The 12671-nt window shown below is 44.2% G+C and carries 10 protein-coding genes; 9 read left to right on the top strand and 1 reads right to left on the bottom strand.

The genetic code is table 11. From position 1 onward, the window contains the following. The first annotated feature begins 3 nt into the window (after positions 1-3). The 7 genes from acsC (at position 4) to RG963_RS01495 (ending at position 8268) form a co-directional block, all read left to right on the top strand. On the top strand, positions 4-1413 hold the full coding sequence (gene acsC / locus RG963_RS01525; RefSeq protein WP_310574511.1) for an acetyl-CoA decarbonylase/synthase complex subunit gamma: 1410 nt from the start codon (positions 4-6) through the stop codon (positions 1411-1413). Positions 1414-1929: 516 nt separating this feature from the next. Next, a complete protein-coding gene (locus RG963_RS01520; RefSeq protein WP_310574510.1) occupies positions 1930-2994 on the top strand; it encodes a 60S ribosomal export protein NMD3 in 1065 nt (354 codons plus the stop codon). Between the two features lie 23 nt (positions 2995-3017). Then, positions 3018-4217 carry an ATP-grasp domain-containing protein gene (locus RG963_RS01515; RefSeq protein WP_310574509.1) on the top strand — a complete coding sequence of 400 codons (1200 nt, stop codon included), beginning with the start codon at positions 3018-3020 and terminating at the stop codon, positions 4215-4217. Between the two features lie 111 nt (positions 4218-4328). Continuing rightward, positions 4329-4826 (top strand): transcription factor, encoded by a 498-nt coding sequence (locus tag RG963_RS01510; protein WP_310574508.1) that lies wholly within the window; start codon positions 4329-4331, stop codon positions 4824-4826. Between the two features lie 11 nt (positions 4827-4837). Continuing rightward, complete coding sequence (locus RG963_RS01505; RefSeq protein WP_310574507.1) at positions 4838-5350, top strand: HD domain-containing protein; 513 nt, start codon at positions 4838-4840, stop codon at positions 5348-5350. 258 nt (positions 5351-5608) lie between these two features. Beyond that, positions 5609-6241, top strand: coding sequence for an archaeal proteasome endopeptidase complex subunit beta (gene psmB, locus RG963_RS01500; protein ID WP_310574506.1), 633 nt, complete (start codon positions 5609-5611; stop codon positions 6239-6241). A 113-nt stretch (positions 6242-6354) separates the two neighbouring features. Beyond that, positions 6355-8268 (top strand): beta-CASP ribonuclease aCPSF1, encoded by a 1914-nt coding sequence (locus tag RG963_RS01495; protein WP_310574505.1) that lies wholly within the window; start codon positions 6355-6357, stop codon positions 8266-8268. A gap of 44 nt (positions 8269-8312) precedes the next feature. Here the strand turns inward: RG963_RS01495 and RG963_RS01490 are convergent, their stop codons facing one another. Continuing rightward, positions 8313-8975: an HAD family hydrolase gene (locus tag RG963_RS01490; protein WP_310574504.1), complete on the bottom strand. Its 663-nt coding sequence runs from the start codon at positions 8973-8975 to the stop codon at positions 8313-8315. 875 nt (positions 8976-9850) lie between these two features. Here RG963_RS01490 and ftsZ point away from each other — a divergent pair. Further along, the gene (ftsZ, locus tag RG963_RS01485) at positions 9851-11032 is read left to right on the top strand and encodes a cell division protein FtsZ (RefSeq protein ID WP_310574503.1); all 1182 of its coding nucleotides are present in this window, start codon (positions 9851-9853) and stop codon (positions 11030-11032) included. A gap of 126 nt (positions 11033-11158) precedes the next feature. Further along, complete coding sequence (locus RG963_RS01480) at positions 11159-12640, top strand: dihydropteroate synthase-like protein (RefSeq protein ID WP_310574502.1); 1482 nt, start codon at positions 11159-11161, stop codon at positions 12638-12640. The last annotated feature ends 31 nt before the right edge of the window (positions 12641-12671 follow it).

Here is a 12671-nt window from a genome sequence, read left to right as displayed (position 1 = left end):
AACATGAAAATAAACAGCCCATTAGAAGCCTACAAGTACCTGCCCCAAACCAACTGTGGGGAATGTGGTGAACCTACATGTATGGCATTTGCTTCCAAGCTAATCGACAGGTCTGGAAAGACTGAAAATTGTCCCCCGCTGGTCAAGGAGAAGAAGTACGCAAAGAAGCTTGCAGAACTTGATAGGCTCCTTGCCCCTGAGATCCGTCAGGTTACCATAGGAGTAGGAGAAAGGGCAGCAAACATCGGTGGAGACGATGTCCTGTACCGCCACAAGCTCACCTTCTTCAATAAGACAAAGATGTTCTTCGATGTTTCAGACAGCATGGAAGAAGCTGCTCTTATTGAGAGGGTCAAGAAGATCGCTGACTTCAAAAAGTTCTATGTGGGACGAAACCTGCTCATCGACGGTGTGGCAATCAGGGCCGCTTCCAACGACCCGGCAAAGTTCGCTGCTGCAGTCAAAAAGGTAGCCGAAGTAGGTTTGCCTATGATCTTCTGTTCCTTCAATCCTGCAGTCCTTAAAGCAGGACTTGAAGTAGCTAAGGATAAGAACCCGCTTCTCTACGCTGCAAACAAGGACAACTGGAAAGAAGTAGGAGAACTTGCCCTTGAGTATAAGGTGCCTGTTGTAGTTTCAGCCTTCAACGACCTCGATGCTCTCAAAACCCTTGCAAAGACTTTCGCAGAAGCAGGCATCAAGGACATTGTGCTTGACCCTGGAACCTACCCAACCGGAAAAGGCCTGAAGGACACCTTCACCAACTTCCTGAAAATCAGGAGAGCAGGCATTATGGGCGACACCGAGATTGCATACCCGATCATGGCTCTCCCGCTCACAGCCTGGATGGCAGGAATTGCAGACCCTGTCAGTGCCTCCTACTGGGAAACCGTTATGGCCTCAGTCTTCACTATCAGATACGGCGACATCATGATCCTCCACAGCATGGAACCATATGCCGTCCTGCCTGAAGTGCACTTGGCAGAGACCATCTACACCGACCCGAGGACTCCTGTCTCCGTGGATGGAGGTATGTACAAGGTTGGAGCCCCGGACAAAGACTCTCCGGTATTCTTCACCACCAACTTCGCCCTTACCTACTACACGGTAGAAAGCGATATCTCAGCAAATGGCATCGTATGCTGGCTGCTTGCAGTTGACACCGATGGTATTGGTGTGGAAGCTGCTGCTGCCGGTGGTCAGCTGAATTCTGCCAAGGTAAAGGACGCCTTTGAAAAGGCTGGTTTCGACCTCAAGACGGACACAAACCACAATACCCTTATCATTCCAGGTCTCTCAGCCCGTCTGCAGGGTGACCTCGAAGATACACTTGGTGCAAAAGTCATGGTAGGACCAATGGACTCCGGCCGTATCCCAGGCTGGATCGAGAAGAATTGGCCACCCAAAAAATAAGTCCAAATGTGAATTAAAACCTGAAATATCCGTGTCTTTCTGACACGGAACTTTTTTCTTTTTTAAATTATGATTCCAGTCTCTTTTTCTTAAATAATTGAGAACTTTTCTGAAAAATAAGACATTTCAAGAAGCCTGTTTTCTCACATTTTGGCATAAATATCTGAATTAAACATTTTGAAGTTTTATGCTACCGGTCTCTCAGTTTAACTGAATTCGGGTGAGGCGCAATTAAGGCGGGAAATATTTATATAAGGCAAATACTCATTTAACAGACGCCTAAACTATATATTTTTAAAAATCCATTTGTAATTGGCATATATCTTTTTGTTGATTTTACATTCAGAAAATCAGGGGAGCTTGGATACTCATAGATAAAAGTAGTAAATCAAGCTATTTTTAAATAGCATGAGCGTACTTAACAGGTGAACTGCTCAAGTTTATACTGCAGGAGTTTTACTTCTTGATAATTTTAAAAATTCACTACTCCAAGAAGACTATCAGTAAGGATTACAGATGAATTCTATCACATGTCCAAGATGCGGCAGAGAATGCGATAAACTCTTAGACTCCGTTTGCAGGGACTGCTTTTTTGAAACCTTCAAACTCATCGAACTGCCCCTTGTCCTCCATGTAAGAATATGTTCAAATTGCGGAGCACACTTTCATAGAAGCCGGTGGGAAGATGTTGGTAGTGTCGAAGATGTGATGCTAAAAGCCGTAGAAAATGTCCTCTTCATCCACAGTGAAGCCGGGGACGTGGAGGTCTATCTCGAGCCCAGGGAGATTACTCCCTACATATATATGGTGAGAGCAGAGGTCGATGCAGTGGTCAGAGAAGAAACTGTCCATGCAGAAGCTGAGACCGAAGTAAGGATTCAGCGGACAGCCTGCGATATGTGCAGCAGGGAGTCAGGGGGGTATTTTGAAGCTATTATCCAGATAAGGGCAGCAGGCAGGTTCCCTACTGAAGAGGAGAAAAGGCGCTGCTCTACCATTGCCAGGGAAGCCATGGAGAGCATGAGGAAAAAAGGAGACCGCCTCGCATTTATAAGCGATGCCCAGGAACAGAAGGAAGGAATCGACCTTTACATGGGTTCCATGAACGCCAGCAGGCAGGTCTGCAGGTTAATCACCTCCGAACTGGGGGGCAGCTTTTCCGAATCTCCTACCCTTGTAGGGATGAAAGACGGAAAAAATCTGTACAGGATTACTTTTGCCATACGCCTTCCAGAGTTCAGGCCGGGAGATGTGATAAGATTTAGAGAAAAGGTTATTCAGATCAAGAGTTCAGGAAAAAAAGTCAATGGGATTTCTCTTGAGGATGGCTCCAGATTCATCTCAACTCCTGAGGAATTGAAAGGTGCAGAGAAAGTGGCCAATATAGGGGATGCTGTTCTGACAGTGCTGGTTTCAATAGAGGAAAACGCAATCCTGGTACTCGACCCTGAAACCTATGAAACCGTTGCCATAAAAAAACCGATGTCATTTAATGCTGAAGCAGGAAGCGAAATCCCTGTCCTGAAAACCCCTTATGGAATCTTTGCTCTGTCACATTTCGAAATTCCGCGGGCAAAGTGATGATAACTCCATAAAGAGGAAATATGCAGAATATCCTTGTAATCGGGTTTAATACAAGAAACATTGCCTGCTCCGCAAGCAGAGCTGGCTATACGGTCTGCTCTATAGACGCTTTCCGTGATCTTGACCTGCAGAAATGCTCATACTCATCGGCTCTTCTAGAGTACAGGACTGTAAAGGAACTGCATCAGCTCGATGTTTCCCGGATAAAAGCTCAAATGAATGCATTCGGGATAGAGTTTGATGCCCTTGTTCCCGGCTCAGGGTTGGAAATGCTTGATCACAAGAGTTTTTCCTGTCCTGTGCTTGCCAGCAGTCCGGACGCCATGCAGAAGGCTTCAAACAAGCTGTACCTTTCAAAAAGGCTTGAAGCCCTTGGAATTCCTCACCCACGCTGTTATTCTCCAGAAGAATTAGATGCAATCGAATATCCGGTTATGGTTAAGCCAGCCTCAGGAGGAGGGGGAATTTTCAACCGGGTGGCAAGGAGCAGAAAGGAGCTTTTAACTATCCTCGATGAGCTATCCAGGCTGGATCCGGAATTTACGGAAGAAACAATCGTCGTACAGGACTTTCTGGAAGGAACACCTTCAAGCGTCTCTCTGCTTTCTACAAAGAATGAAGCTCTTCCGGTTGCTGTGAATGAACAGTTGATAGGAATACCCTGGCTTTCGCGGCTGCCCTTTGCCTATTGCGGAAATGTAACTCCTTTCAGGACCGAGCAGGCAGAGCAAATGGAAGCTTTTGCTGAAGAGCTGGTGCTCGAATTCAAGCTCATAGGCTCAAATGGAGTGGATTTCCTGGTTTCGGAAAAAGGGCCTGTAGTACTTGAGATAAATCCCAGGTTCCAGGGAAGCCTTGATACTGTAGAGAAGGCGATGAGCATTAACCTTTTTGAGGCCCATGCTGACTGCTTTAGAGGAAAACTTCCGGAAAAACCTGACGCGAAGTGTTTTGCTGCAAGGGGAGTAATGTACTCGGATAGAGAGCTATTTATAGACAGAAAGCTCATGGACTTCATTCTCAGGGAAAAGGGCGCTGACATTCCTTTCCAGGGAACTGTTGCAGAACCTGATGGGCCTCTTACTTCCCTGTTCGCATGTACCTCTACCAGAGAAGAGGCAGTCCTTTCGCTTGAAAGAGGGGCAAATAGGATAAAGGCTTTTATTGAAAATAGAGCGAAGAAACCAAGGGAATGCCTGAGCTCTGTTGAAAAAGTATAAAATTCAGGTTGCTGAAAAGATAATTTTTCCAGTTATAGAAAGCTTCCGGAAAACGGAATATAAACTTAATACTGATATGTGCAATTCATATAGGGATTTGAGGTGAACACGTTGGTCGATTTAAATGACAAGGTAATTAGAGGATATCTCATGAGCCTTGTAGGGGAAGACGGGCTCAAAATGATAGAAGAAATGCCCGAAGGCGAGGTTACTGATGAGGAAGTTGCAGCAAAGAGCGGGGTTCTACTGAACACTGTAAGAAGAAATCTCTTCATACTTTATGAAAATAAATTTGCAGTCTGCCGCAGAGAGAGAGATTCAAACAGTGGATGGTTGACATATCTCTGGCATCTTAACTTTTCAGACATAGAGCACCAGCTTATGAGGGAAAAGAAGAGACTGATCAGAAACCTCAGGACCCGCCTCGAGTTTGAAGAAAATAACGTTTTCTACGTATGCCCGCAGGGCTGTGTTCGCCTCCTATTTAACGAAGCAACAGAGACCGAGTTTCTCTGCCCCATGTGCGGAGAAGACCTGGTCTACTATGACAATTCTCGCTTTGTGGAAGTTCTGAAAAAACGCGTGGATGCTCTGAATTCATCAATATAATGGGACATGCCTTGACCACTCGAGCCGAAGCAATAAAGCTGCTTGAAGAAACAGAATGCGCTCCTAATGTGATTGAGCACTGTAAAGAAGTTGCCTCTCTCGCAGTTGAGATTGCAAATAAAGCAAAGGCAGCAGGACATAACGTAAATCCGGAACTGGTCGAAGTCGGAGCTCTTCTACATGATTTTGGGAGATGTCGAACTCATGAAATCACTCATGCGGTAGAAGGGTACAGGCTAGCTAAAGCCAGAGGAATAGAGCCAGAGATTTCCGAAATAATAAAAAGACATATAGGTGCAGGAGTCTCAAAAGAAGAAGCCAGAAAGTTAGGGCTTCCTGAAGACGATTATTTCCCACGGAGCCTTGAGGAAAAAATAGTTGCTCATGCAGATAACCTTGTCAAAGGAACGAACAGAATCACAATAGATGAGAGAACTGCAATCATGCGTAAGAAAGAAGTATCAGAAAAGGTAATTCAGAGAGTAAATAAACTCGCTGAAGAAGTCGAAGGGCTTTTCTGTTAAATTCCGGGTTTCTCGGGGTATCAGAAAATCTGGATATCCTGTAAAGGAAAAAGAAAAGGTTATTTTACCAAATCCTCCTTTAAATTTAAATGCAGATGCATTTAGGAAAAAATAAAGGGGGAAAACTTATATATATCGATATTAATAATGAGATAATGGATTGCTAAATCCTGCGATTTAAGTTAAAAATACTTACCTCACTAAAACATTTTTTTTTAGCGACATTTCTCATTTTTAACTTATTATGAGGGTATGTTTATGGATAATGACAAATATCTAAAGGGCACAACTACCGTAGGAGTAGTTTGTACCGATGGTATCGTGCTCGCAAGCGAACAGAGAGCCACAATGGGGAATTTCATCGCAAGTAAAACTGCAAAGAAGGTTTACCAGATCGATGACCTTGTAGGAATGACCACTGCCGGTTCGGTGGGGGATGCCCAGCAACTTGTGCGGCTCGTAAATGTAGAATCGCAGCTTTACAAGATGCGCAGGAAAGAATCCATGACAATCAAAGGAATTGCAACTTTAATGTCAAATTTCTTAAATGCCAACCGCTACTATCCTATGATGGTCCAGCTCCTTATAGGAGGAGTTGACAAACACGGGCCTGCTATTTACTCACTGGACGCTCTCGGAGGAAGCATTGAAGAGACAAGGATTTCAGCTACAGGTTCCGGGTCTCCCATGGCTTATGGGGTGCTTGAAGACCAGTATAAGGAAAACATGACTGTAAAGGAAGGCCTTGACCTTACTATCCGGGCGATCCACAATGCAACTAAAAGGGATTCAGCATCAGGAGAACATATCGATGTAGTGGTAATTACTAAGGAGGCATTCACAAGGCTGGACCCGGAAGAAATAAAATCCAGAAGGGCTTTATTAAACTAAGTAATTTAAATTGTTGGTTTTTTAATTTAACGTTAAACTAACATCTTTTTCAACTTATTATTTTTTTAATATCCACATACTTTTTCATTTTTTGACAAACAGGAAGATTCTTAATGCCTATTGAAGACGTGCTATTAGACCTCAAACATAAAATTGAGAAAAATCTACCCGACGGAGTTACAATTACTGACGTCGAATTTGAGGGGCCTCAACTTGTACTATACACTGAAGAACCCCGCAAATTCGCAGATGATGGGAATATAATTCGCACCCTGGCAAAAGAACTCAGGACGCGGATCGCCATGCGCCCGGATCCGAGAGTGCTTGCAACTCCTGAAGACTCTATTTCTATAATCGAAGAAGTTGTTCCAAAAGAATCCGTAATCTCAAGCTACTATTTTGACCCAGATTCCGGAGAAGTAATTATTGAAGCTGAAAAGCCGGGCCTTGTGATAGGAAAGCACGGAGCGACTCTCCGAGAGATTACAAAGCAAATCGGCTGGATTCCGAAAGTTGTTCGGACTCCTCCTATCAAATCCCGCACCGTAAAAAATATCAGGGAATTTATGAGGAACAATCTCAAGGAAAGAAAAGAAATCCTGAAATCCGTGGGGAGGAAAATTCACAAAGAGTGTACTTCAAAAGACCAGTGGGTAAGGGTTACATCGCTTGGGGGATGCAAAGAAGTCGGAAGGAGCTGTTTCCTGCTCTCGACTCCCGAGTCCAGAATCCTGATTGATTGCGGAGTCAACGTTGGCTCAGACGAGAACATGACTCCTTATCTGTATGTTCCTGAAGTTTTTCCTTTAAACCAGATTGATGCCGTGATAGTTACTCATGCCCATCTGGACCATCAGGGGCTTGTTCCCCTGCTTTTCAAATATGGATATGAAGGACCCGTATACTGCACGCCTCCCACAAGGGACCTGATGGTGCTACTCCAGCTCGACTATATCGATGTGGCAGCAAAAGAAGGGAAGAAGATCCCCTACGAGGCGGGAATGATATCGAAGACCCTTAAACACACGATTCCTCTGGACTATGAGGAAGTCACGGATATTGCCCCTGACATCAAATTAACCTTCCACAACGCGGGCCATATTCTGGGTTCGGCAATTTCCCACTTCCACATCGGAGACGGGCTTCATAATGTGGTCTTTACGGGAGACCACAAGTATGAGAAAACCAGGCTTTTTGATCCTGCGGTAAATAAATTCCCAAGGGTTGAAACCGTAATCAGCGAAGCCACTTATGGAAATTCCAATGCATTCCAGCCTGCACTTAAGGATGCTGAAAGGCACCTGCAGATGGTAATTAAGAACACCCTGGAGCGCGGAGGAATTGCTCTTGTACCGACGTTTGCTGTTGGTAGAAGCCAGGAAGTTATGATAGTGCTTGAGGAATCCATAAGAAAAGGTTTGATTCCTGAAGTCCCTGTCTACCTGGACGGAATGATCTGGGAAGCTACAGCAATCCATGCGACACACCCCGAATACCTGAACAATGACCTGAGGAAGTTAATCTTCCAGAAAGGCCAGAATCCCTTCCTATCCGAATTCTTCAAACCCGTTGATTCCCACGAGATGCGCCAGAAAATAATTCAGAACCCTCAACCCTGTGTGATTCTTTCGACCTCAGGTATGATGAACGGAGGACCGGTTATGGATTACTTCAAGGCCTTTGCCGGAGAAGCACGCAATACCCTTGTTTTCGTAGGGTACCAGGCCGATGGGACTGTAGGGCGCAGAATTCAGAAAGGATGGAAGGAAATCCCTATGACAGGAAAGAACGGGAACACTGAGATGCTGAAAATGAATATGGAAGTTCAGGTAGTAGACGGTTTCTCAGGCCATTCAGACAGGAGGCAGCTTATGGACTATATCAAGAGAATGCAGCCCCGTCCGGAAAGAGTGTTCACGGAACATGGAGATGAGAAAGCCTGTATCGACCTGGCAAGTTCGATTTATAAAAAACTGAAGATTGAGACCCGCGCTCTCACAAACCTGGAAACCATAAGGTTACTGTGACCCTCAGGGGCCACAAATTTCATTTTAGAAGAAAAATAAACTTTTCATATCCTGAACCTGAGGGCAGGCTCAAGACTTAGAAGATGTTCCATTAGTTTTTTGTGATCGCCTACCACAAGATCTGCCCTGTCAAGCTGCCAAGGTTCCACATACGTGGGGACCCCTATGCAGTAAATTTCGGCTTTTTTTGCAGCTTCTACGCCCAGAATGGCGTTTTCAATGATAACACATTCTTCCCGCCGGACCTTTAGAAGTTTAACGGCTTTCAAAAAGGGGTCAGGATGAGGTTTTGAGTTCGTAATATCGTCTCCTGTGACCACAGTGTCGAATATTCCGGGAAAAAGCCGGTCCACGATACCGTAAACAATAGAACGGTCCGAACCCGATACTACTGAAAGGAGGAAACGTGTTTTAAGCACTTCAAGGCACTCCTTCATTCCATCGAAAGCCTTTAGCTCAAAAATTCTTTTGAACTCCTGCCTGTAGATTGAGGTGATAGTTTCAAAGTCATATGCGTCTGGCTCTCTTCTGGCTTTTCGGATGAGCAGAGGAAGGCCGGTCCTGGGATTTGAACCTTCGATTGCATAAATGTCCCTGTCCTGGATTTCCATACCCATATCAAGAAAAGCTTTTTTCCAGGCTGCTGCATGGAAGGGCATAGAGTCCACAAGAACGCCATCCATATCGAAAATTAATGCTTTTAACACGATTATGACTCCAAGATTAATAACTGAATAATTTTGAATAAAAGTTGCTAAAATGAGGTAAAAGCGGGTTTAAAGCCTTAAAGCTTTCCCGAAAAGTCCTGAACAGAATTATGGTTTTAACATATTTATTCGTAAAAAATGCACAGATCTCCAATTCCGAAAACTGAAAGAATTAATTTCAGAATCTCTTACCAAATAAAACCGAAGAGATAACAGAGAAACTATTGTCTGCGAATTGGAAATATGTAAACTTTATATCAAATAATATAACTACTCAAAAAGTTAAGCAAGAGCCTTGAAATTCTTGAATAATACCGAAACAGTTTTTAAGGGAGAATTCTACTTAAAAGTAAGAATATAAACAGTCCAATTAAATTGTAAGAATTCCTATCTGAAAGTATTAACAAAAATAGATTAAGGAATAACGTTGTTAACACTTGAAGTCGAACATGGCATCAAAAGAATAGAGAAAATGAGATCAAAAAATTGTCCTGACTTACATAATCAGAAGAATTTTACTGAGAAAAATAAAATACTTAATAAAGTAGTACGTCATAATATATAAATATTTTGAAAGCCCATCACTCTTCATCTTTGAGAATTAAGTAATAAATGAAGTAAAAGAGTTCATATATGAGATTTATGGGTGACGTATTTAAACTTAATATACAACGTAAGAATGTTGCTTAAATATGTCCGAAATATTTAAGTTCAGAAGGGTGTCAACTTATTAAAGATAACGGATAAAAAATCTTTATCATGTTGAAGGTTATCTCATAAATCCACTCAAAAATATTGACAGACAGGTGACCCCCGATGTTAAGGGTGGGGAATCAAACATAATTATTAGACACAAATCCAGTCGAGGGGATGAATTGCAATCAATAGTACAGGAAGCAATGAAATTCAGCGAAAAAGAGAAGGAATATCGGAAGAATTCCTCTTCTGAAGAAGATTTTGAAGAATTCGGGCAGCCAAGAATTATGATTGTAGGATGCGGGGGTGCAGGAAATAATACTGTAAACCGGCTCTATAATATAGGAATCGAAGGTGCGGAAACAGTTTGTATCAATACCGATAAGCAGCACCTTGACAATGTGAGGGCTGACAAGAAGATCCTCGTGGGGAAAACTCTCACGCGAGGACTGGGAGCAGGCGGTTATCCCGAAACGGGAAAGAAAGCTGCGGAACTTGCAAGGGGCACCCTTGAAGAAGTTTTAAAAGATGTTGACCTGGTTTTTATTACTGCAGGCCTCGGCGGAGGTACCGGGACGGGCGTTGCCCCTGTAGTTGCCGAAGTGGCAAAGGAACAGGGAGCGATTGTTGTAGGAATGGTCTCCAGCCCCTTCAGGGTCGAAAGGGCCCGCATCTTCAAAGCCGAAGAAGGACTTGAAGAACTGCGCCGGGCAGCCGATACAGTAATTGTCCTGGACAATAACAGGCTGCTTAACTACGTGCCAAACCTCCCTATTGACCAGGCCTTTTCCGTAATGGATCAGCTGATTGCTGAAACCGTAAAAGGAATTACAGAGACAATTACAGTGCCTTCTCTGATAAATCTTGACTATGCCGACATCAGAACCATTATGAGCTGTGGCGGAGTTGCAGTCATGCTCGTAGGCGAGTCAAAAAGCCAGGACAAGAGCACTGAAGTAGTGCGGACTGCCCTTAACCATCCCTTGCTTGATGTTGATTACAAGGGTGCAACCGGAAGCCTTGTCCATGTAACCGGCGGACCTGACCTGAGCCTGAAGGAAGCCGAAGAAATCGCCTCCATGCTCACCTACGAACTTTCCTCAAATGCAAATGTCATCTGGGGCGCAAGGATCAGGGAAGATTATGAAGGCAAGGTCAGGGTAATGGCAATCATGACAGGTGTGCAGTCTGCCCAGATCCTGGGCCCTCAGGCAGGATCTGGAATCCTGGAGTCCAGAATCGAAGCTGACCCCCTCCAGGAAAGAAGGTTCGGAAAAATGACACCTACAGGTCGATTAAGAGATACGTCAGGGCCTCTTAGAAAGAAGCATGAAGAGTCAATTATTGACTTTATAAATTAAATCAGGCTTCGACAAAAGCCCGGACACTCAAAGTTGAAAAGTTCGGGCTTTTTATCACCTGGCAATTTTTTAACCGGCTTGTTTCAAACAGATACTCTTTTTTATTAGCGCTTCTATCTAAAAAACATGAAAATTTTGATTGCAACAGGGCGGCTTGCAGAAAATACCGTTAGGAAAGCAGTTGGTGAAAAAGCCGACGTCCTCGTAGCAGATATTGACATTGCCGCCTTTATCACCCCTAAAAAGCTTATCAAAATATTTCAAGAAGCAGGTTTTTTGAAAGATTACGATCTTATTCTTCTTCCAGGGCTTGTAACAGGAGATTTTTCAAAAGCTTCTGAAGAACTTAGGTGTAAAATCCGGCTTGGACCAAAGCACGCCTATGACCTTGGTTTTGTACTCCCGTTTGCTGAAAAAATAGATTTTTCCGAAAAAGTTCCGGCCTGTGAACTACTCGCTGATGTTCGAAAAGAGCTGGCTTTTGAACTTATAAGGAAAACCGAAGAGGAAGCCTCCTCACTCCTTACAATCAGCAGCGTGAAAATCGGAGGACAGGCTCGCATGAAGGTAATGGGAGAGATAGTAGGGGCCATGGAAATGGATGCCCGGACGCTTCAAGTAAGAATCGAAGCTTTTATCGCCCGTGGAGCAGATATTATCGACCTGGGAGCTACCCTAAATACCCGGCCAGGGCAGGTTCGAAGAGCTGTATCTCTTGCAAAAGCCATTACAGAAGCCCCTATCAGCATAGATACCCTTGATCCTGAACTGATAAATGAAGGAGTAGAAGCAGGAGTAGACATTGTCCTGAGTCTGAACAATACGAATATTGAGACTGCAGGCCCGATTGTTGCCAGAGCAGGGATTACGGCCGTTGTAATACCGGATGAGGGAAAAAGCCTGGAAAGCCTTCTCAGAAATATCGAAGCTGCCAATAGGCTTGGAATTGAGAAAATTATAGCCGACCCTGTTCTTGATCCTGTAGGACACAATATAACCGAATCCATTGTACGCTATCACGAATTTCATAAGATGTACCCTGAGATTCCGGTATTTTTCGGAGCTGGAAATGTTACGGAACTTATGGATGTGGATACAATAGGTGTAAATGCCACACTCTGCGGAATAGGAGCAGAAGCTGGAGCAAGCATCCTTTTTACCCCCGAGTTCAGTGACAAGGCACATGGTTCCATCCGGGAACTGAAAAGGGCTTCCGAGATGATGCAGCTTTCCCGCATAAGAGAAAGCTCTCCAAAAGACCTTGGGCTGGACCTACTTTGCATTAAGGAAAAACGCAGGCGGCCTGATTCCCCTCTTCCGCAGAATGCAATTCAAGCCAGATCCTCGAAGAATTGGCGTGTAGACCCTGCAGGTCCAATCTGCATCAGGATAGTACCGGACAGCATAAGCGGAAATGGCGGATCGATCGTAGCCGAACACGAAAAAGTTTCAGTCGTGGGAAAAAATGCCAGGGAAGTTATGGACACATTACTTGAACTGAAAATAGTCTCCCGCCTGGATCATGCCGCATACCTGGGAAGGGAACTGGAAAAAGCCGAACTTGCCTTGCACTTTAACAGAAGTTATGCCCAGGACGATGTGTTCTGAGCACAAGAAACGCAAACAAAATAGAGAAGTG

Source organism: Methanosarcina baikalica (assembly GCF_031461075.1).
Lineage (GTDB): Archaea > Halobacteriota > Methanosarcinia > Methanosarcinales > Methanosarcinaceae > Methanosarcina > Methanosarcina baikalica.
The sequence above is the reverse complement of the archived record's forward strand: the minus strand, read 5'-3'. Positions and strand labels throughout refer to the sequence as shown.